The 21747-nt window shown below is 62.1% G+C and carries 19 protein-coding genes; 11 read left to right on the top strand and 8 right to left on the bottom strand.

All coding sequences use genetic code 11. The features are described from left to right. Positions 1-410: 410 nt before the first annotated feature. Positions 411-1121 carry a tellurite resistance TerB family protein gene (locus tag BLQ55_RS11120; RefSeq protein WP_060739037.1) on the bottom strand — a complete coding sequence of 237 codons (711 nt, stop codon included), beginning with the start codon at positions 1119-1121 and terminating at the stop codon, positions 411-413. A 182-nt stretch (positions 1122-1303) separates the two neighbouring features. Between BLQ55_RS11120 and BLQ55_RS11125 the strand changes: the two genes are divergently transcribed. From BLQ55_RS11125 to BLQ55_RS11165, 9 genes are all read left to right on the top strand, one after another. Next, a complete protein-coding gene (locus tag BLQ55_RS11125; RefSeq protein ID WP_092253832.1) occupies positions 1304-2218 on the top strand; it encodes a LysR family transcriptional regulator in 915 nt (304 codons plus the stop codon). 203 nt (positions 2219-2421) lie between these two features. Continuing rightward, positions 2422-3879 (top strand): gamma-aminobutyraldehyde dehydrogenase, encoded by a 1458-nt coding sequence (locus BLQ55_RS11130; protein ID WP_092253834.1) that lies wholly within the window; start codon positions 2422-2424, stop codon positions 3877-3879. Between the two features lie 90 nt (positions 3880-3969). Beyond that, entirely contained in the window at positions 3970-5121 is a 1152-nt protein-coding gene (gene ydcS / locus BLQ55_RS11135; protein WP_092253836.1) for a putative ABC transporter substrate-binding protein YdcS, read from the top strand. Positions 5122-5346: 225 nt separating this feature from the next. Then, complete coding sequence (locus tag BLQ55_RS11140) at positions 5347-6384, top strand: ABC transporter ATP-binding protein (RefSeq protein WP_092202285.1); 1038 nt, start codon at positions 5347-5349, stop codon at positions 6382-6384. Position 6385: 1 nt separating this feature from the next. Further along, a complete protein-coding gene (locus BLQ55_RS11145; protein ID WP_092253838.1) occupies positions 6386-7333 on the top strand; it encodes an ABC transporter permease in 948 nt (315 codons plus the stop codon). Then, positions 7323-8141: an ABC transporter permease gene (locus BLQ55_RS11150; RefSeq protein ID WP_092202287.1), complete on the top strand. Its 819-nt coding sequence runs from the start codon at positions 7323-7325 to the stop codon at positions 8139-8141. Before BLQ55_RS11145 ends, BLQ55_RS11150 begins: the two co-directional genes overlap by 11 nt. A 72-nt stretch (positions 8142-8213) precedes the next feature. Continuing rightward, positions 8214-9638, top strand: coding sequence for a gamma-aminobutyraldehyde dehydrogenase (locus BLQ55_RS11155; protein ID WP_092253840.1), 1425 nt, complete (start codon positions 8214-8216; stop codon positions 9636-9638). Positions 9639-9784: 146 nt separating this feature from the next. Next, positions 9785-10048, top strand: a complete 264-nt coding sequence (locus BLQ55_RS11160; protein ID WP_063322816.1) for a CopG family ribbon-helix-helix protein — start codon at positions 9785-9787, stop codon at positions 10046-10048. Further along, on the top strand, positions 10011-10310 hold the full coding sequence (locus BLQ55_RS11165; RefSeq protein WP_092202291.1) for a type II toxin-antitoxin system RelE/ParE family toxin: 300 nt from the start codon (positions 10011-10013) through the stop codon (positions 10308-10310). The genes BLQ55_RS11160 and BLQ55_RS11165 overlap by 38 nt, the downstream gene beginning before the upstream one ends. 44 nt (positions 10311-10354) lie before the next feature. Here the strand turns inward: BLQ55_RS11165 and BLQ55_RS11170 are convergent, their stop codons facing one another. Continuing rightward, on the bottom strand, positions 10355-10540 hold the full coding sequence (locus BLQ55_RS11170; protein ID WP_003198116.1) for a hypothetical protein: 186 nt from the start codon (positions 10538-10540) through the stop codon (positions 10355-10357). Between the two features lie 361 nt (positions 10541-10901). On the opposite strand from BLQ55_RS11170, the gene BLQ55_RS11175 reads away from it, so the two are divergent. Further along, positions 10902-12530 (top strand): glucan biosynthesis protein D, encoded by a 1629-nt coding sequence (locus BLQ55_RS11175; protein ID WP_092202293.1) that lies wholly within the window; start codon positions 10902-10904, stop codon positions 12528-12530. Positions 12531-12711: 181 nt separating this feature from the next. On the opposite strand, the gene BLQ55_RS11180 is transcribed toward BLQ55_RS11175, so the two are convergent. The 3 genes from BLQ55_RS11180 to BLQ55_RS11190 form a co-directional block, all read right to left on the bottom strand. Further along, positions 12712-13818: an NADH:flavin oxidoreductase/NADH oxidase gene (locus tag BLQ55_RS11180; RefSeq protein ID WP_092253842.1), complete on the bottom strand. Its 1107-nt coding sequence runs from the start codon at positions 13816-13818 to the stop codon at positions 12712-12714. 378 nt (positions 13819-14196) lie between these two features. Further along, positions 14197-15906, bottom strand: coding sequence for a single-stranded-DNA-specific exonuclease RecJ (recJ, locus tag BLQ55_RS11185; protein ID WP_092202297.1), 1710 nt, complete (start codon positions 15904-15906; stop codon positions 14197-14199). Between the two features lie 186 nt (positions 15907-16092). Next, positions 16093-16635: a YaeQ family protein gene (locus tag BLQ55_RS11190; RefSeq protein ID WP_003198109.1), complete on the bottom strand. Its 543-nt coding sequence runs from the start codon at positions 16633-16635 to the stop codon at positions 16093-16095. A 148-nt stretch (positions 16636-16783) separates the two neighbouring features. Between BLQ55_RS11190 and BLQ55_RS11195 the strand changes: the two genes are divergently transcribed. Continuing rightward, positions 16784-17983 (top strand): CaiB/BaiF CoA transferase family protein, encoded by a 1200-nt coding sequence (locus BLQ55_RS11195; protein WP_092202299.1) that lies wholly within the window; start codon positions 16784-16786, stop codon positions 17981-17983. A gap of 326 nt (positions 17984-18309) precedes the next feature. Here BLQ55_RS11195 and BLQ55_RS11200 read toward each other — a convergent pair whose 3' ends face one another. The 3 genes from BLQ55_RS11200 to thrC all read right to left on the bottom strand — a co-directional run bounded on the left by BLQ55_RS11200 (position 18310) and on the right by thrC (position 21679). Further along, positions 18310-18597 (bottom strand): DUF3509 domain-containing protein, encoded by a 288-nt coding sequence (locus BLQ55_RS11200; protein WP_092202301.1) that lies wholly within the window; start codon positions 18595-18597, stop codon positions 18310-18312. A gap of 163 nt (positions 18598-18760) precedes the next feature. Then, complete coding sequence (locus BLQ55_RS11205; protein ID WP_092202303.1) at positions 18761-20149, bottom strand: transporter substrate-binding domain-containing protein; 1389 nt, start codon at positions 20147-20149, stop codon at positions 18761-18763. 120 nt (positions 20150-20269) lie between these two features. Next, positions 20270-21679, bottom strand: a complete 1410-nt coding sequence (thrC, locus tag BLQ55_RS11210; RefSeq protein ID WP_092202305.1) for a threonine synthase — start codon at positions 21677-21679, stop codon at positions 20270-20272. Between the last annotated feature and the right edge of the window lie 68 nt (positions 21680-21747).

A 21747-nucleotide genomic window follows, 5' to 3' on the forward strand; every position in this document is an offset into this window, starting at 1 on the left:
ACCAGGCCGAGGTTCGCGATGGAGTGCATCCCTGTGGGAGCGAGCTTGCTCGCGATAGCGGCGCATCAGTCAAAAACGCTGTGACTGACCGGGCGCCATCGCGAGCAAGCTCGCTCCCACAGGGAATAGCGTTGGGACACAGGGCTGCCAAACACCCCAAAACCACTGTGGGAGCGAGCTTGCTCGCGATAGCGGTGTACCAGTCAAAAACGCTGTGACTGACCGGGCGCCATCGCGAGCAGGCTCGCTCCCACAGGGAATAGCGTTGGGACACAGGGCTGCCAAATACCCCAGAACCACTGTGGGAGCGAGCTTGCTCGCGATAGCGGTGTACCAGTCAAAAACGCTGTGACTGACCGGGCGCCATCGCGAGCAGGCTCGCTCCCACAGGGAATCGCGTTGGGGTTGTTCTAGGCGGTCGCCTGGCGCACCTGTTTTTCCAGTTCCACCTTCAACCCCGGCTCCAGCTTGAGTTGACGCGCCAGTTCGTCGAGGTAGGACTTCTCCATGAAGTTTTCCTCGTCCACCAGCATCACACTGGCGATGTACATTTCCGCGGCTATTTCCGGGGTGCTGGCGGCGCGGGCGACGTCGGTGGGGTCCAGGGGCTTGTTGAGCTCGGCGTGCAGCCAGTGTTGCAGCTCCTGGTCGTTGTCGAGCTTGGTGAATTCACCTTCGATCAACTGCCGCTCCCGCTCGTCCACATGACCGTCGGCCTTGGCCGCCGCCACCAGGGCCTTGAGGATCGCCTGGCTATGCTGTTCAACCTGCGCCGGAGGCACGCGGTCGAGGGTCTGCGGTTCGGTTTTCGGCGCGGTGCCCTGTTGGGCCTGCCAGTTGCCATAGGCTTTGTAGGCGATCACGCCCAAGGCAGCCAGGCCACCGTAGGCCAGGGCCTTGCCACCGAAGCTGCGGGCTTTCTTGTTGCCCAGCAACAGGCCCATGGCCCCGGCGGCCAGGGCCCCGCCGCCCGCGCCGGAAAGCATCCCGCCCAGGTTGCCGGAGCCGCCGAGCAAGCCGCCCAGGCCGCCGGACGACTTGCCCTGTGAGCCACCAGCCTTGTTCTGCAACATTTCCTGGCCGGACTTGAGAAGCTGATCGAGCAATCCACGGGTGTTCATGTGTTGCCTCCACATTGTCGGGTCAACGTAAGGCCCCCAGCCTAGATCGAAAGTGCCCTGGCGCCGCAGGCGAGATTGCTTCCAGATGTTGCCTGGCTCATTGAAGACGCACTCACCTACCCTTCTGAAAAAACGATATACACTCCAGCACATCGATAAAATCGCCCACCGGGTATATGCCCATGATGACCCTGCGTCAGATCCGCCATTTCATCGCCGTGGCCGAAACCGGCTCCATCTCCGCGGCTGCGCAGACGGCGTTCATTTCCCAGTCCACCCTGACCCTGGCGATCCAGCAACTGGAGCAGGACATCGGCGTCAGCCTGTTCAGCCGCCACGCCAAGGGCATGACCCTGACCCACCAGGGCCATCAATTCCTGCGCCAGGCCCATTTGATCCTGGCCACTGTCGACAACGCCAAGCGCAGCCTGCAACAAAGCACCGATCAGGTGGCCGGCCAAGTCACCATTGGCGTCACCAGCCTAGTCGCCGGCTATTACCTGGCGGACCTGCTCACCCGTTTCCAGCGTGCCTACCCCAACGTGGAGATCCGCGTGATGGAGGACGAACGGCCGTACATCGAGCATTTGCTGGTCAGCGGCGAAATCGATGTCGGGGTGCTGATCCTGTCCAACCTGGAAGACCGTCATGCCTTGCAGACCGAAGTCCTGACCCATTCGCCACACCGCTTGTGGTTGCCTGCACAGCACCCACTGCTGGAACACGACAGCATCAACCTGGCCGACGTGGCCCGCGAACCGCTGATCCAGCTGAATGTCGATGAAATGGACCGCAACGCTCAGCGCCTGTGGCACGGCGCCGGCCTGCAACCGAGGGTCACCCTGCGCACCGCCTCGACCGAAGCGGTGCGCAGCCTGGTGGCGGCGGGATTGGGCGTGTCGATCCAGCCGGACATGACCTACCGCCCTTGGTCGCTGGAAGGCGACATCATCGAAGCCCGACCGATCGCCGACCTCAACCAGACCCTCGACGTAGGCCTGGCCTGGCGCCGGGGCACGGCGCGACCGGCGTCGGTCGACCCGTTCCTGGCCGTCGCCCGGGAACAACCTCATGGCGGGCGCAAGCCATCTATTTAATCGAATGCAGCCTTGAGTATTTCGAATTTGTCGGCCTAGAGGCTGGGCACTAGTCTTGCTGCATTACCACGATCCCTTGTGGGAGCGAGCTTGCTCGCGATGGCGGAGTGTCAGCAAAACAATTGTCGACGGATAGACCGCCATCGCGAGCAAGCTCGCTCCCACAGGTTCTGTGTTTCAACCGATAAAAAGAGAAATCGGACATGGCTGGCACACAAACCCCGTTGTGCACCGCGTTGCTGATCGACGGAGAGCTCGTTGCCGGTGAAGGCCTTGTCGAGCCGATCCTCAACCCGGCCACCGGTGAGGTGATGGCTCACATCGCCGAGGCCAGCACCGAACAGGTGGAAGCCGCGATCCTCGCCGCCCATCGCGCCTTCGACGGCTGGTCGCGCACCACGCCGCAACAACGCTCGAACCTGTTGCTGGACATCGCCAGCGCCATCGAAAAGAACGCCGATGAGCTGGCCCGCCTCGAATCCCTGAACTGCGGCAAGCCGCTGCACCTGGCGCGCCAGGACGACCTGAGCGCCACGGTGGACGTGTTCCGTTTCTTCGCCGGCGCCGTGCGCTGCCAGACCGGCCAGCTCAGTGGCGAATACCTGCCCGGCTACACCAGCATGGTGCGCCGCGATCCGATCGGCGTGGTGGCGTCCATTGCGCCGTGGAATTACCCGATCATGATGGCCGCCTGGAAAATCGCCCCGGCCCTGGCCGCCGGCAATACGCTGGTGTTCAAGCCCTCGGAACACACGCCGCTGTCGATCCTGGCCCTGGCGCCGGCACTGACCAGGATCCTGCCGCCAGGCGTCATCAATATCATTTGCGGGGGCGGCGAAGGTGTGGGCAGCCATCTGGTCAGCCACCCGAAAGTGCGCATGGTCTCGCTGACCGGCGACATCGTCACCGGGCAGAAGATCCTCCAGGCAGCGGCGAAAACCCTCAAGCGCACGCACCTGGAACTGGGCGGCAAGGCGCCGGTGATCGTGTGCGACGACGCCGATATCCAGGCCGTGGTCGAAGGCGTGCGCACCTACGGCTATTACAACGCCGGGCAGGATTGCACCGCAGCCTGCCGGATCTACGCCCAGGACGGGATTCACGACCGCCTGGTGGCCGAGCTCGGCGCGGCGGTCAGCAGCCTGCGCTTTGCCGGCAAGCGCGACGCCGACAATGAGATCGGCCCGCTGATCAGTACCCGTCAGCGCGACCGCGTGGCCAGTTTTGTCGAGCGCGCCCTCGGCCAGCCGCACATCGAGCGCATCACTGGCGCGGCGGTGCATTCCGGCGCCGGTTTCTATTACCAACCCACGCTGCTGGCCGGCTGCAGGCAAAGCGATGAAATCGTCCAGCGTGAGGTGTTCGGCCCGGTCGTCACCGTGACCCGTTTCGACGAACTCAGCCAGGCGGTGGACTGGGCCAACGACTCCGAATACGGCCTGGCCTCCTCGGTGTGGACGCAGAACCTGGACAAGGCCATGCAGGTGGCGGCGCGGCTTCAATACGGCTGCACCTGGATCAACAGCCATTTCATGCTGGTCAGCGAAATGCCCCACGGCGGCCTGAAACGTTCGGGGTATGGGAAAGACCTGTCCAGCGATTCGCTCCAGGACTACAGCGTGGTGCGCCACATCATGGCCCGCCACGGCCAGCATCTGTAGCCAATAGCACTACTCTAATAACAGGCCAGCCATGGCGTTTCACCCGGTTCGAAAACTGCCCCGACCATAATTAAAGCAAGAGGGATTTCCATGTACGCGCACAAGACCGTATTGCTCAGTGCATTCACTACGGCGCTGCTGACCAGCGTCAGCCTCCAGGCCGCCGAACCGCTCAAGGCCATCGGTGCCGGCGAAGGCCAGCTGGATATCGTTGCCTGGCCGGGTTACATCGAACGCGGCGAAAGCGACAAGGCCTACGACTGGGTCAGCGGTTTCGAGAAGGAAACCGGCTGCAAGGTCAATGTGAAAACCGCCGCCACGTCCGACGAAATGGTCAGCCTGATGACCAAGGGCGGCTATGACCTGGTCACCGCTTCCGGCGACGCCTCGTTGCGGCTGATTGTCGGCAAGCGCGTGCAGCCGATCAACACCGCGCTGATCGCCAACTGGAAGAATCTCGACCCGCGCCTGAAGGATGCGCCGTGGTACGTGGTCAACCAGCAGACCTACGGCACCCCGTATCAATGGGGGCCGAACGTGCTGATGTACAACACCGACGTGTTCAAGCAGGCGCCCACCAGTTGGAGCGTGCTGTTCAATGCCCAGAACCTGCCCGACGGCAAGCCGAACAAGGGGCGCGTGCAAGCCTACGATGGCCCGATCTACATCGCCGACGCGGCGCTGTACCTCAAGACCGCCAAGCCTGAACTGGGCATCAAGGACCCGTACCAACTCGACGAAGCGCAATACAAGGCCGTGCTGGAATTGCTGAGGGCTCAGCAGCCGTTGATCCACCGCTACTGGCACGACACCACTGTGCAGATGAGCGACTTCAAGAACGAAGGCGTGGTGGCGTCCGGTGCCTGGCCGTATCAGGTCAACGGCCTGATGAACGAGAAGCAACCGATCGCCTCGACCATTCCGAAAGAAGGCGCCACCGGCTGGGCCGATACGACGATGCTCCACGCCGAGGCCAAGCATCCCAACTGCGCGTACAAGTGGATGGACTGGTCGCTGCAACCGAAAGTCCAGGGTGACGTGGCCGCGTGGTTCGGCTCCTTGCCTGCGGTGCCGGCAGCGTGCAAGGGCAGCGAACTGCTGGGCGCCGAAGGCTGCAAGACCAACGGCTTCGATCAGTTCGACAAGATCGCCTTCTGGAAAACCCCACAGGCCGAGGGCGGCAAGTTCGTGCCGTACAGCCGCTGGACCCAGGACTACATTGCGATAATGGGTGGGCGCTAAGTCCCTTCAGTCGCATGAAAATAGCAGATGAACATCTGCTCTTGTGGCGAGGGGAATTATCCCCGTTGGGGCGCGAAGCGCCCCCAAAACTGACGCCTCTGACTATCGGGCAGACTGAGTCGACTGCTTTGGGGCTGCTTCGCAGCCCAGCGGGGATAAATCCCCTCGCCACAGGTCCATGCCCGATAACTCAGAACATAAGCCCCGCTTTTGGAGCCCCGAGCCATGACGCTTGCAGTCCAGTTCACCCAGGTATCCCGTCAGTTCGGCGATGTGAAAGCCGTTGACCGGGTCTCCATTGATATCCAGGACGGCGAGTTCTTTTCCATGCTGGGCCCGTCCGGCTCGGGCAAGACCACCTGCCTGCGGCTGATCGCCGGGTTCGAGCAACCCAGTGCCGGTTCGATTCGTATCCACGGCGAAGAAGCCACCGGGCTCGCGCCGTACCAGCGGGACGTCAACACCGTTTTCCAGGATTACGCCCTCTTCCCCCACATGAACGTGCGCGACAACGTGGCCTACGGCTTGAAAGTCAAAGGCGTCGCCAAGGCCGAGCGCATCCAGCGCGCCAACGAAGCGTTGGAAATGGTCGCCTTGGGTGGCTACGGCGAACGCAAGCCGGTGCAGCTCTCCGGCGGCCAGCGCCAACGCGTGGCCCTGGCCCGGGCGCTGGTCAACCGTCCGCGGGTGTTGTTGCTCGATGAACCCTTGGGCGCCCTGGACCTGAAGCTGCGCGAGCAGATGCAGGGCGAATTGAAGAAGCTGCAACGCCAGCTGGGCATCACCTTCATTTTCGTCACCCACGACCAGACCGAAGCGCTGTCGATGTCCGACCGCGTGGCGGTGTTCAACAAGGGGCGCATCGAACAGGTTGACACCCCACGCAACCTGTACATGAAACCGGCGACCACCTTCGTCGCCGAATTCGTCGGCACCTCCAACGTGATTCGTGGCGAGCTGGCCCGGGAACTGAGCGGTTATCCACAGCCGTTCTCGATCCGCCCGGAACACGTGCGTTTCGCCGAGGGCCCGTTGGCCAGCGATGAAATCGAGGTCCACGGCCTGCTGCACGACATCCAGTACCAGGGCAGCGCCACACGCTACGAATTGAAACTTGCCAACGGCCAGACCCTGAACCTCAGCCAGGCCAACACCCAGTGGCTCGACAACGCGGCTCAACACCAGACCGGCCAGCACCTCAGCGTTCGCTGGGCCCGTGAGGCGATGGTGGCGCTGCACGACACCGTCAGTGGCGAGGTGTGAGATGAACACCCTGGCCATCACCCAAGCGCCTGCGCCCGGTTCGCCGCTGCGGCGCTTTGCCAACCTGCTGTACCGACGGCCCAACCTGTACCTGTCGATGTTGCTGGTGCCGCCGCTGCTCTGGTTCGGCGCGATCTACCTCGGCTCGCTGCTGACGTTGCTGTGGCAAGGTTTTTACACCTTCGATGACTTCACCATGGCGATCACGCCGGACCTGACCCTGGCGAACTTCGCGGCGCTGTTCCAACCCTCGAACTTCGACATCATTTTGCGCACCCTGAGCATGGCGATTGCCGTGTCCATCGCCAGCGCCATCGTCGCGTTCCCGATCGCCTACTACATGGCGCGCTACACCCGCGGCAAGACCAAGGCGTTTTTCTACATCGCGGTGATGCTGCCGATGTGGGCCAGCTATATCGTCAAGGCCTATGCCTGGACGCTGCTGCTGGCCAAGGGCGGCGTGGCGCAGTGGTTCGTCCAGCACCTGGGCCTGGGGCCGGTATTGCAGTTCGTACTGGGAATCCCGGGCGTGGGTGGCAGCACCTTGTCCACCTCGCACCTGGGGCGTTTCCTGGTGTTCGTCTACATCTGGCTGCCGTTCATGATCCTGCCGATCCAGGCGTCCCTGGAGCGCCTGCCGCCCTCGCTGCTGCAAGCCTCGGCGGACCTGGGCGCCAGGCCACGCCAGACGTTCACGCAGGTGATCCTGCCGCTGTCGATCCCGGGCATTGCCGCCGGCTCGATCTTCACCTTCTCGCTGACCCTGGGGGATTTCATCGTGCCCCAGTTGGTGGGCCCGCCGGGTTATTTCGTCGGCAGCATGGTCTACGCCCAGCAAGGCGCCATCGGCAACATGCCCATGGCCGCGGCGTTCACGCTGGTGCCTATCGTGCTGATCGCAGTCTATCTATCCATCGTCAAGCGACTGGGAGCTTTCGATGCGCTCTGACTCTCAAGACCGAGCCTCGTGGGGCTTGCGGATCGCGGCGTGGGGCGGGCTGGTGTTCCTGCATTTCCCGATCCTGATCATCTTCCTCTACGCCTTCAACACCGAGGACGCGGCCTTCAGTTTCCCACCCAAGGGCCTGACCCTGAAGTGGTTCAGCGTCGCCTTCTCGCGCCCGGATGTGCTGGAGGCGATCAAGCTGTCGTTGCAGGTCGCGGCCATCGCCACGCTGATCGCCATGGTGCTCGGCACCCTGGCTTCGGCGGCGCTGTACCGTCGCGAGTTTTTCGGCAAACAGGGCATTTCGCTGATGCTGATCCTGCCGATTGCCTTGCCGGGGATCATCACCGGCATTGCCCTGCTGGCGACCTTCAAGACCCTGGGCATCGAACCGGGGATGTTCACCATCGTCGTCGGCCACGCCACCTTCTGCGTGGTGATCGTCTACAACAACGTGATCGCCCGCCTGCGCCGCACCTCCCACAGCCTGATCGAGGCCTCGATGGACCTGGGCGCCGACGGCTGGCAGACCTTTCGCTACATCATCCTGCCTAACCTGGGGTCGGCACTGCTGGCCGGTGGGATGCTGGCCTTCGCGCTGTCGTTCGACGAAATCATCGTCACCACCTTCACCGCAGGCCACGAACGCACCCTGCCGCTGTGGCTGCTCAACCAGCTCAGCCGCCCGCGTGACGTGCCGGTGACCAACGTGGTGGCGATGCTGGTGATGATGGTCACGATGTTGCCGATATTGGGCGCGTATTACCTGACCCGTGGAGGTGAGAGCGTGGCCGGTAGCGGCGGGAAGTAATCAACAGTAATCGCTCACTGGGGAACCGCTCCCACAGGGGACTTGGGAAAACATTCAAAAGAGGACTTGGACATGCAAACCAAACTGCTGATCAACGGGCATCTGGTAGACGGCGAAGGCCCCGGCCAGGCCGTGTTTAACCCCTCGCTGGGGCGAGTGCTGGTGGAAATCAACGAGGCCAGCGAAGCCCAGGTCGATGCCGCCGTCCGCGCGGCCGACAACGCCTTCGACAGCTGGTCGCAGGTTGCGCCCAAGGACCGGTCCCTGTTGCTGCTCAAACTGGCCGACGCCATCGAAGCCCACGGCGAGGAACTGGCGAAGCTGGAGTCGGACAACTGCGGCAAACCCCTTGGCGCCGCACTGAACGACGAGATCCCGGCGATTGCCGACGTGTTCCGCTTCTTCGCCGGTGCCAGCCGCTGCATGAGCGGTTCGGCGGGCGGCGAGTACCTGCCGGGGCACACTTCGATGATCCGTCGCGACCCGGTGGGCGTCATCGCCTCCATCGCGCCGTGGAATTACCCGCTGATGATGGTCGCCTGGAAAATCGCTCCGGCCCTGGCCGCCGGCAATACCGTGGTGCTCAAGCCGTCGGAGCAAACCCCGCTGACGGCGCTGCGCCTGGCGGAACTGGCGTCGGAGATTTTCCCGGCCGGCGTGCTCAACGTGATCTTCGGCCGTGGGCAGACAGTCGGCAACCCGCTGGTCACCCACCCGAAAGTGCGCATGGTGTCGCTGACCGGCTCCATCGCCACCGGCTCGAACATCATTTCCAGCACGTCCGACAGCGTCAAGCGCATGCACATGGAACTGGGCGGCAAAGCCCCGGTGATCATCTTCGACGATGCCGACATCGACGCGGCCGTGGAAGGCATCCGCACCTTCGGTTTCTACAACGCCGGCCAGGACTGCACCGCCGCCTGCCGCATCTATGCCCAGCAAGGCATCTACGAACAATTCGTCGAGAAACTCGGCGCCGCAGTGGGCAGCATCAAGTACGGCCTGCAAACCGCATCCGACACCGAGATGGGCCCGCTGATCACCGCCCAGCACCGCGACCGCGTGGCCGCTTTCGTCGAGCGGGCCATCGCCCAGCCGCATATCCGCCTGGTCACCGGTGGCAAGGCCGTGGACGGCAACGGGTTCTTTTTCGAGCCGACGGTGCTGGCCGACGCCCAACAGGATGATGAAATCGTCCGGAGGGAAGTCTTCGGGCCGGTGGTGTCCGTCACCCCGTTCCTCGACGAAGCGCAAGTGCTGGCCTGGGCCAACGACTCGGACTACGGCCTGGCTTCATCGGTCTGGACCGCCGACATCGGCCGCGCCCATCGCCTGTCGGCACGCCTGCAATACGGCTGCACCTGGGTCAACACCCACTTCATGCTCGTCAGTGAAATGCCCCATGGCGGTCAGAAACGTTCTGGCTATGGCAAGGACATGTCCATGTATGGGCTGGAGGACTACACGGTGGTGCGGCATGTGATGTTCAAGCATTGACGACAAGACAACGTTGGCAACACATGCTCGCGCCTGCCCGGCGTTCGTCCTGCTAAGGTTTTCGTCGATCGGTGCACGCCCGCCGGTTGACGGAAATCCTGGCAGCACCTAGGGTGTCTACAACGTATACACCTTGGAGATCAGCCATGGCCTCGCCCGTTTTGTCCTTTCGTGTGGAAGAAGGTCTGGCCCAACAGCTGGACTTGCTGGCTGCCGCCACCGACCGCGACCGCCAATATCACCTCAAGCGTGCACTGGTCCGATATGTGGAAGCCGAATCCTGGCATCTGCAAGCCATCAGCGAAGGCATGGCCGATGCCGACGCTGGAAACCTGACCGATCTGGACGCCGTGAAGGCTAAGTGGGCAAAGCGTGCCGAGCATCGTACTGACCGACAAAGCACAGAGTGACCTCGACTCGATCCACGAACATTACCAAAGCGCTATCGGCGCAGAAGGCGCCGATGAGGTCATCCTCGCCATCCTGGAGACACTGCGCCAACTGCAACGCTTTCCCGGCTCGGGCCGTCCTTCGGTCATTCCCGATGTTCGAGAGCTGGTGTTGACACGCTACCCGTTCGTTGCCCCCTATCGGCTCCAGCAGGGGCAACTGCAAGTCCTGCGGATACTGCACCAGCGCACCGAACGTCCCCAGGACTGGTCGGTGGAGTGATGTCGGTCGGCGCGCCTGCCCCGACCGCTCACCTGCGCCACGCTTCAAAACCGCGAAACACTCCTCATCGCATCCACCAGGTAGCGCATGGCGATACGGTCGTTTTCCGACAACTCCCGATAGCGCTCCACCAGTCTCAATTCTTCAAGGCTGAGCCGGCGTGTCCTGCGCGGGTTGGTCAGGCCTGGAAAGATCCCCAGCATTTCGGTAATGCCCTGTATTTTTGTCATGAGTTGTCCTTCTTTACGTCGAGGTTGACCTGATAGCGCCGTCTGAACCCGGGTTAGATCGTCTATCACGCTAAAGAATAGGGAGGATTCGAAGCGTGAGAAGGGAGTTTTAGAGTAATTAGTCAAAAAATGCCGCAATCCTTATAAAAAAAGAAATAACTGTAAGAAAATTTGACCAAGCCACGCTTTCCTTTCTCTCAAAACCCGCATTTCCCCTATGATTTTGCGCCTCGGTGAACCGATCCAGCTCTCAGGCATCTGTTCTAACGTTCGTCGCGTTTGGCCAAAGGCATGTCCGAACTCATTTACCAATCTCTGTCGCCAGGATCGGCGCGGGATTGTTTCGAGAAAGGTTGTATTTATGCACCGCAGGAATCTGCTCAAGGCCTCCATGGCCTTCGCCGCCTACACCGGGCTGTCGGCCTCCGGGCTCATGGCCGCACGCGCCTGGGCCGCCGATCAGACTGCCGACGGCGAAGCCCGTCCCTTCGATTTCAACGGTTTGAAGGATCAGGCCCGGCGGCTGGCCGAGAGCCGCTACGTCGACACCAAGCAAGTCCTGCCACCCACCCTGGCGCAAATGTCGCCGCTGCAGTTCAACGCCATCCAATACGACGTCAATCACTCGTTATGGAATGACCTGGAAGGGCGACAACTGGATGCACAGTTCTTCCATGTCGGCATGGGCTTCAAGCAGCCGGTACGCATGTACAGCGTCGACCCGAAGACGCGTATGGCCCGCGAGGTGCACTTCCGTACGGAACTGTTCAACTATGAGAAAACCACGGTCAACACCTCGCAACTGACGGGTGACCTGGGCTTCGCCGGCTTTCGTGTCTTCAAGGCGCCGGAGCTGGATCGGCACGACATCGTTTCGTTCCTGGGGGCCAGCTATTTCCGCGCCGTGGATGCCAGCGGCCAGTACGGGCTGTCGGCCCGCGGCCTGGCCATCGACACCTATGCCAAGAAGCGTGAGGAATTCCCGGACTTCACCAAGTTCTGGTTCGAAACCCCGGACAAGAACAGCACCCGTTTCGTGGTCTACGCCCTGCTCGACTCCCCCAGCGCCACCGGCGCCTATCGGTTCGACATCGATTGCCAGCCGACCCGGGTGGTGATGGAAATCGATGCGCACATCAATGCCCGTACCGCCATCGAGCAACTGGGTATCGCCCCCATGACCAGCATGTTCAGCTGCGGCACCGTCGAACGGCGCATGTGCGACACCATTCACCCGCAAATCCACGACTCCGACCGGCTGGCCATGTGGCGCGGCAACGGCGAGTGGGTCTGTCGTCCGTTGAACAACCCTGCCACCCTGCAATTCAATGCCTACGCCGACAACAATCCGAAAGGTTTCGGCCTGGTGCAGACCGACCACGACTTCGCCAGTTACCAGGACACCGTGGACTGGTACAGCAAGCGCCCAAGCCTGTGGGTCGAACCGACGACGGCGTGGGGCGAAGGCTCGGTGGACCTGCTGGAAATTCCTACCACCGGAGAGACCCTGGACAACATCGTCGCGTTCTGGACGCCGAAAAAACCGGTGGCCGCCGGTGATTCGCTGAACTATGGCTACAAGCTCTACTGGAGCGCGCTGCCGCCGGTCAGCACCGACCTGGCCCACGTCGACGCGACCCGTTCAGGCATGGGCGGTTTCATCGAAGGCTGGGCACCGGGCGAGCATTACCCGACCGTCTGGGCACGTCGTTTCGCCGTGGACTTCAGCGGCGGCGGCCTCGACCAACTGCCGCCGGGCACCGGCATCGAACCGGTGGTGACCTGCTCCCACGGCGAAGTGAAGGACTTCAACGTGTTAGTGCTGGATGCGATCAAGGGCTACCGCATTACCTTCGACTGGTACCCGACCGACGACCGGGTGGACCCGGTGCAGATGCGCCTGTTCATTCGCACCAAGGACCGCACCTTGAGCGAGACCTGGTTGTACCAGTACTTCCCGCCGGCACCGGATAAGCGCAAGTATCCCTGATAGGGATCGGGTGCCTGGGCTGGCCCTATCGCGAGCAAGCTCGCTCCCACACGGGATCTGGGGTTACAGAAATCCCTGTGGGAGCGAGCTTGCTCGCGATGAGGCAAGTACAGGCACCGAACATTTCAGCCAGATAAAAAAACCCCGGCCAACACGACCGGGGCTTTTTTTTACTGGGCACTCAATCGCGCAAATCCGACTCATGAATCGGCTGGTCCCGATGCGTGGCCCGCTGGTACTGCGCCGGCCACGTGGCCTTGCGGCCGCCCAGGTCATCATCGGCATGCAGGGCCCAATACGGATCGCGCAACAATTCGCGGGCCAGGAAAATGATGTCGGCCTGGCAGGTGCGCAGGATGTGTTCGGCCTGGGCCGGCTCGGTGATCATGCCGACGGTGCCGGTGGCGATTTCCGACTCCTTGCGCACCCGCTCGGCGAAGCGTGTCTGGTAACCCGGGCCGGTGGGGATTTCCGCATTGGCGGCCGTGCCGCCCGATGACACATCGATCAGGTCCACCCCCAGCGCCCTGAAACGCCGCGCCAGCTCCACGGTTTCATCCGGGTTCCAACCGTCCTCGACCCAATCGGTGGCGGAGACGCGAACGAACACCGGCAGCTCTTGCGGCCATACGGCCCGGATCGCTTCGGTGACTTGCAGGACCAGGCGGATGCGGTTCTCGAACGAGCCGCCGTATTGATCGCGCCGCTGATTGCTCAAGGGCGACAGGAACTGATGCAGCAGATAACCATGGGCCGCGTGGACTTCGACCACCTTGAAGCCGGCCGTGAGGGCGCGCTTGGCCGAATCCACGAAGGCCTGGATCACCCCGGCGATCTGCCCTTCGTCCAACTGCACCGGCGGGGTGTGTTGCGGGTCGAAGGCAATCGGCGACGGACCGACCGGCACCCAACCGCCATCCTCCGGTTTGACGCTGCCATGCTTGCCCAGCCAAGGTCGCCAGGTGCTGGCCTTGCGCCCGGCATGGGCCAGCTGTATGCCCGGCACGGCCCCTTGGGCGGTGATGAACCGGGTGATGCGTTGCAAGGGTTCGATCTGTTCATCGTTCCACAGCCCCAGGTCCTGAGCGGTGATACGACCGTCGGCGGTCACGGCGGTGGCTTCGGTGAACACCAGGCCGGCACCGCCCACGGCGCGACTGCCCAAATGCACCAGGTGCCAATCGTTGGCCAGGCCATCGCTGCTCGAATACTGGCACATCGGCGATACCGCGATGCGATTGGGCAGGGTCAATTGACGAAGGGTATAGGGTTCCAGCAGCAGACTCATGGGGCACCTCTCGAATCAGTGGGCAGGCTCCAGGGTTCTGTTTGAAAAGTCGACGAGTGACAAGAAGGTGCAACACCCGCCCCCGCGGGCAATAAATTCGACAAGACGTCACAAGGGCTATCAAGCAGTGCTTAGAGCCTAGTCGACAACCCGGGGGGCGGGAGGGTTCAGAACTTAAAAACCGACGGTGTGGCCAGATTACTCTCGATCAGGCCTGTGACTTTGTGGCGAGGGGATTTATCCCCGTTCGGCTGCGAAGCAGCCGTGAACCCGACCAATGCCGTTTGGCTGAAGAAATTCGGTGCTGGGATATTTTGGGGTCTGCTGCGCAGCCCAGCGGGGATAAATCCCCTCGCCACAGGAACTAACAGCTAGAGGCTAGCGCGGTTCGATATGGGCAATCATCAACTGCACCGTTTCCTGGCCGCGGAACTCGTTGAGGTCGAGCTTGTAGGCCAGTTCCACCCAGCGCACGGTTGGGTTTGGCCAGATCTCGCGGTCGATGCCGAAGGCGATGCCGTCGAGTTTCACCGAGCCGCACTCGCTCTTGAGAATGACCTTCAGGTGTCGTTCGCCCACCACACGTTGTTCGACCAACTGGAACACACCATGGAACATCGGTTCCGGGAAATGCTGGCCCCAGGGACCGGCATGGCGCAACGCCCGGGCCAGTTCGAGGTGGAACTCCTCCACCGCCAGGGTGCCATCCGACAACAACCGGCCGGTCAGGTCTTCTTCGCGCAATTGCCGGCGCACTTCCGCGTCGAACGCTTCGGCGAACAGCGGAAAATTCGCTTCCGGCAACGTCAGCCCCGCCGCCATGGCGTGACCGCCGTACTTGCTGATCAGGGTCGGATGCTGCGCCGCCACCACGCTCAGCGCATCGCGAATGTGAAAGCCCGGTACCGAGCGCCCCGAGCCCTTGAGCAAACCGTCCCCGGCATCGGCAAAGGCAATGGTCGGGCGGAAATAGCGCTCTTTCATCCGCGAGGCGAGAATGCCGATGACCCCTTGGTGCCACTGCGGGTCGAACAGGCACAAACCGAATGGCATCGACTCCACGGGCAGGTCCTTGAGCTGAGCCAGGGCTTCACGCTGCATGCCCTGCTCGATGGACTTGCGGTCCTGGTTCATACCGTCCAGTTGCGCCGCCATCTCCCGCGCCAGGGCCGGGTCGTCGGTGAGCAGGCATTCGATGCCCAGGCTCATGTCGTCCAGGCGCCCCGCCGCATTCAGACGCGGCCCGAGGATAAATCCGAGGTCGGTGGAAGTAATCCGTGAAGCGTCGCGCTTGGCCACTTCCAGGATCGCCTTGATGCCGGGCCGGGCGCGTCCGGCGCGAATCCGTTCCAGGCCCTGGTGCACCAGGATCCGGTTATTCGCGTCCAGGGGCACCACGTCGGCCACGCTGCCCAGGGCCACCAGGTCGAGCAATTCGCCGATGTTCGGCTGGGGGATGCTGGCATACCACCCGAGGCTGCGCAGACGCGCCCGCAGGGCCATCAGTACGTAAAAAATCACCCCGACACCGGCCAGGGCCTTGCTCGGGAATTCGCAGCCCGGCTGGTTCGGATTGACGATGGCATCGGCCGCCGGCAATTCGAGGCCAGGCAAGTGGTGGTCGGTGACCAGTACCTGGAGCCCCGCCGCTTTCGCCGCCGCCACGCCTTCCACGCTGGAGATGCCGTTATCCACGGTGATCAGCAACTGCGGTGCGCGGGCCAGGGCGACTTCGACGATTTCCGGGGTCAGCCCGTAGCCATATTCGAAGCGATTGGGCACCAGGTAATCGACATGGGCTGCACCGAGCAGGCGCAACCCCAGCATCCCCACGGTGCTGGCGGTCGCGCCATCGGCATCGAAGTCACCCACGATCAGGATGCGCTGGCGCTGCTCCAACGCGGTCACCAGCAGATCCACCGCGGCGTCGATCCCCTTGAGTTGCTGAAAGGGAATCAGGCGCGCCAGGCTCTTGTCCAGTTCAGCCTCGGACTGTACGCCGCGTGCCGCGTACAGGCGCGTCAACAGGGGCGGCAGGTCACCGAGAAATGGCAGGGTGTCGGGCAGTTGGCGGGGTTCTATGCGCATGGGGTGACGACATTTCTCTTTAAAACGGTGGAGTTTTGATTTTTTGTGGCGAGGGCGCTTGCTCCCGCTGGCCTCTGTAGGAGCTGCCGAAGACTGCGATCTTTTGATCTTTCGCTTGAGACTCAAGCGTCAGGGGAAAGATCGCAGCCTCGCTTCGCTCGGCAGCTCCTACATGGCCCGGCGGGATCAACCACGCTCACCCAGCAACCATTGCAGCTGGACTTCATGCTGGCCACGGTCATCGGTCACGAAAATCGTGCCCTCGCTGATCATCACATCCCACTTGATCACCCGGGGCATGTCCTGGGCCAGGGTTTCGAGCACTTCCTGGGGCACGGCGGCGATGTTGACGTTCTTCAGGTTCTTGACCGCCGGGATCACCTTGCCTTCCCAGACCCTCAGGCTGCCATAGGCCAGCAGGCTGGTGCGCTCGGTCCGGCGCGAGCACCAGGTCAGACGATCGGCATCCGGCTGGCCGACTTCGATCCAGTGCAGCACACGGTCATCCAGGCTTTTTTCCCACAGCGCAGGCTCATCGACGTCTGACAGACCACGACCAAACGCCAGCAACTCGTTGTACCAGAACGCGTAGGCCAGCAGGCGCACGGTCATGCGCTCTTCGGTTTCCGAAGGGTGGCGGGCGATGGTCTGCTTCACATTCTCGTACACATTGCGGTCGAGGTCGGTGAGGTTCAGTTCAAACTTGTAGGTCGTGGACGGCTGGGCCATGAACGGGCTTCTTGATACGAGGAAAGGCGGCAAGTCTAACCGATGACACAGGCAATCCACGAATTGCCGACCATCGACCTGCGGCGACCGGCCCTGGCCTATGATAAAACGCTCTATTCGTTCTGCCTTTGTCCTACAGGATCCGTTCATGTCGCTTACTGCCAAACCCCTTGCCGGCGTCAAAGTCATCGAACTGGGCACCTTGATCGCCGGACCCTTCGCCTCGCGCATCTGCGGCGAATTCGGTGCCGAAGTCATCAAGGTCGAATCGCCCGACGGCGGTGATCCGCTGCGCAAGTGGCGCAAGCTGTACGAAGGCACCTCGTTGTGGTGGTTCGTCCAGGCACGCAACAAGCAGTCCCTGACCTTGAACCTCAAACACCCCGAAGGCCTGGCGATCCTGAAAAAACTGCTCGGCGAAGCCGACATCCTGATCGAAAATTTTCGCCCCGGCGTGTTGGAAAAGCTCGGCCTGGGCTGGGATGTGCTGCATGCACTGAACCCGAAACTGGTGATGGTGCGGCTTTCGGGCTTCGGCCAGACCGGGCCGATGAAAGATCAGCCGGGGTTTGGCGCGGTGGGCGAATCCATGGGCGGCCTGCGCTACATCACCGGCTTCGAGGACCGTCCGCCAGTGCGTACCGGGATTTCCATCGGCGACTCCATCGCCGCCCTCTGGGGCGTGATCGGCGCATTGATGGCCCTGCGTCACCGGGAGATCAATGGCGGAACCGGACAAGTGGTGGACGTGGCGCTGTACGAGGCGATTTTCGCCATGATGGAAAGCATGGTGCCGGAGTTCGACGTGTTCGGTTTCATCCGCGAGCGCACCGGCAATATCATGCCCGGCATCACCCCCTCGTCCATCCACACCAGCGCCGATGGCAAGCACGTGCAGATTGGCGCCAACGGCGATGCGATCTTCAAGCGTTTCATGCAGATCATCGGCCGTGACGACCTGGCCAATGACCCGCAACTGGCCAGCAATGATGGCCGTGACAGCCGGCGCGACGAGCTGTACGGGGTCATCGATCGCTGGGTCAACGCGCTGCCGCTCGATAGCGTTATCGACCAGTTGAACCAGGCCGGGGTGCCGGCCAGTCGGATTTTCAGCGCCGAGGATATGTTCAGCGACCCGCAGTTCCTCGCCCGTGAAATGTTCCTGCAGGCCAAGCTGCCGGACGGCAAGGCGTTCAAGATGCCAGGGATCGTACCGAAGCTCTCCGACAGCCCGGGCACCTGCGAATGGGTCGGGCCGGCACTGGGTGAACACAACGCACAAGTGCTCGGTGAGCTGGGCTACGACCCACAGCAGATCGCCAAACTGCGCGCCGACGGTGCCATTTGAGGCACTGCAGGGAGGCAGTCACTGGAGATCAAACCGTGGGAGCGAGCTTGCTCGCGATGGCGTCAGATTAGCCGCATCGATCTCGACTGGCACTCCGCTATCGCGAGCAGGCTCGCTCCCACAAAAGCTTCCAGCGCCCGACAGAACACACCAAAAACATAAACACCGGGCAAAAAGAAACCCCGAGAAGTGGGGAGACGACTCGGGGTTAAACGTGACCATTCAAGGTCCGTACAACAAGCGACAAGCACCGGAGCACAATGCTCGCTCTTGCTGGTAAAGGGTCTGACTCGTCAAGACGTAGGAAGGTTCCCACAAAAGCCCAGTCAATTCGCCGCGATCATGACCTTGTCGCGCGCCAGATTGCGCAGCGCCGCAATCACACAGGGCTCCAGGCGCCCCTCGGCAATCAGCACATCGCGATGCAGGCCATCGACTACGTCCGTCAACTGACGCTTGTCGGTCAATTGGGCCTGATTGAACGCTCGCTCGACCATGATGACCCCGCTGGCATTCTTCAGCGTCACCCGGCATTCGCCCTTGGCGCCGGAGGGAGTCAGCGAGACCTGATACGGGCTCAAGGCTTCATTCAGCAATAGGCTGATACTTTCCATTCGCTCACCCTTCAATAGTCCGAAACAACTGCATGTGCACAGTAAATGACCGTGGGCCGCAGCAGAAAGTTCGTCAGCGCACCGAACCGGCATGCCTTCAACCTGTTCAACCGAGCATGCGCGTCCAATATGACAGGCAAACAACAGCGTTCTGCGACAACCGTTACGGGGTGACGGCCGGCTCAGCCAGGCCCCTGTCGCAACGGCGCCACCGCCGCCCGACATCGGTCCAGCCGCCCAGAATGCCGCGCAGCTGTCCATCAGCCCCATAGAACGGCACCGACCAATGATAGATTTCCCGCAATCCGCCGCTGAACATCAATTGCCGGTCGACGAATCGAGACTGGCCGGTGCGCAATTGCTCCATCACTTCCCCATGCAGCAGCTCGGCGGTGGCCGGCGGGAATGACGCCGAGTCGGTAAGCCGCGTGCCCCGCAGTTTTTCGAAGCGGGTCGCAAACTGGTCTTCATAGCTTTTGTTGCACATGATCAGGCGCCCTTCCAGATCACAGATGAAAATCGGGTCGGGAATGGCATCCATCAAGGCCCGCTGGAGCATCAACTGGTCCTTGAGGACCGCTTCAGCCTTGAGGCGTTGGTCGATCTGTATCTGCAGGCGGCGGTTCCACAGCAGGGACAAGAGGCCAAACACCACGACCACGGTCACACACCAGTAGCCCCAGCGGGACATCCGCTCCCAGATCGATGGCACCTGGACGGGCGTCGCACCAGCCATCCATTTCGAACGCAGTGCACGCATGTCCTCGGCGGGGAAGGCTTCCAGCGCTTTATTCAAGATATTCAACAGCACGGTCAGGTCCTGGCGCACAGCCAGGTAGTCCGGCTCCCACTTGCCCTCGAGGCCGCTGCCGACCTGCAACTGCCCGGCGGGATAGAGATGCACCCCGGTTTCATTTTCGATGGTGGCATAGGCTTCCCGGCTCTCCACCAGCGCCCGCGCCTCGCCAAAGGTCTTGGTCGTGCGCAATTCGATCGCCGGGTAATCGCGCCTGATTTCCGCCTCCAATGCATGCCGTGCCGGCAGTGCCAGGACCTTGCCTTCGAGCTGCTCGAGCGAATGCAGGGACGATTCCCCGTCACGGCCGACGAATACCCAACCGGAACCACCGAATGCATGGCTGAAACTCAGGAAGTCCCGACGTTCTTCATTCATCGCCAGCAGGGTCGTCATGTCGGCTTCGCCATTCTCCAGCATTGTCAGCAACTCGCCGGGGGAGAACGATTCCCGATGCACGAACTCAAGGCCGGTCATGTGCGCGATGCGCTGGAGAACGTCGTGGTTCAGCCCATTCCACTGCCCCTGTTCGTTCTTGAACAGGTACAACGGAAACTGCATCGTGGCCACGATGACCCGGGGGTTCTCCTTGATCCATTTCAACTCCTGCGCGTCCAGCACCAGCCGTTCGCCAGGGTTGGGCGGTGGCGTTTCGAAAGCCGCCAGCGGCGCCGCGTTGCCTCCCTGCGTCCAGTACATCAGGGCCAGGCCCATTACCCAGCCCAGTGCTGGTTTGCCTTTGATAAAAAACGACATCTGCATTTCCTTCGAGATGACTCGCCCATCCCTCCAAGGGCGAAAACCCGGCCAGTTTGGCATGCAGAAACAAGAAAGCCCGTCAGGAGACGGGCTTCAAAATGTGACAGGTTTACCCGGTCAGAGAGGCTTGCCGCGATTGCCATGCTGGCTGACAAAGGCCTGCACGGCTTTCAAGTCGTTGGGCAACACGGTGCAACGCTCATCTCGCTCAAACAAATCAGAAAGATGCGCAGGCAGTTCGAGCGCTTTTCCTACACCGGCTTTCTCCACCGCTTCCGGGAACTTGACCGGGTGAGCCGTGCCCAGGATCACCATCGGGATGTCCAGGCTGCGACGGCATTCACGAGCCGCCCTGACGCCGATGGCCGTATGCGGGTCGAGCAGTTCGCCGCTCTGCGCGAACACCTCGGCGATGGTTTCGCAGGTCTGCTCATCGTCCACGGCCAGGGAGTCGAACAACTTGCGGGCTTCGGTCCAGCGCTCAGGCTCGACGCTGAAACCGCCGCCCTGGCGAAAGCTGTCCATCAGCCCGGCAATCGCCGCACCGTTGCGACCGTGCAGGTCGAACAGCAGGCGCTCGAAGTTCGACGACACCATGATGTCCATCGAAGGCGACAGCGTGGCGTGCAGGGTTTCCTTGACGTACTGGTTGCCGCTCATGAAGCGGTGCAGGATGTCGTTGCGGTTGGTGGCGACGATCAATTGGTTGATCGGCAGCCCCATGTTGCGCGCCAGGTAACCGGCGAAGATATCGCCGAAGTTGCCGGTCGGCACCGAGAACGATACGGAACGGGCCGGGCCGCCCAATTGCAGGGCCGCGTGGAAGTAATAGACGATCTGGGCCATGATCCGCGCCCAGTTGATCGAGTTCACCGCCACCAGCCGCGTGCCCTTGAGGAAGCTCTGATCGGCGAAGCTGGCCTTGACCATTTCCTGGCAGTCATCGAAGTTGCCTTCGATGGCGATGTTGTGGATGTTGTCGCCGAAAATCGTCGTCATCTGGCGACGCTGCACTTCCGAGACCCGGTTGTGCGGGTGCAGGATGAAAATGTCGACGTTCTCGCAATGCTTGCAGCCTTCGATGGCCGCCGAACCGGTGTCGCCAGAGGTGGCTCCGACGATCACCACGCGCTCGCCACGCTTTTGCAGCACGTAGTCCAGCAGGCGACCGAGCAGTTGCAGGGCGAAGTCCTTGAACGCCAGGGTCGGGCCGTGGAACAGCTCCATGACCCATTCGTTACCGTTGAGCTGGCGCAGCGGTGCGATGGCATTGTGGGAAAAGACCCCATAGGTCTCTTCCAGGATCTTTTTGAAATCGGCGTCCGGGATGCTGCCGGTGACGAACGGGCGCATGACCCGGAACGCCAGCTCGTGGTACGCCAGGCCGGCCCAGGAAGCGATTTCCTCCTGGGTGAAGCGCGGCAGGTTTTCCGGCACGTAGAGACCGCCATCCGTGGCCAGGCCGGCCAGGAGGACATCTTCGAAATTCAGGGCCGGTGCCTGGCCGCGGGTGCTGATATAGCGCATTTTTTGGCAAACCTTCGGTTTGAGCTTCAAGATCAAGCTGCAAGCGTCAAGTCAAAGCGGCTCGGCTT

The organism is Pseudomonas sp. NFACC13-1 (assembly GCF_900104425.1).
Classification (GTDB): Bacteria; Pseudomonadota; Gammaproteobacteria; order Pseudomonadales; family Pseudomonadaceae; genus Aquipseudomonas; species Aquipseudomonas fluorescens_AA.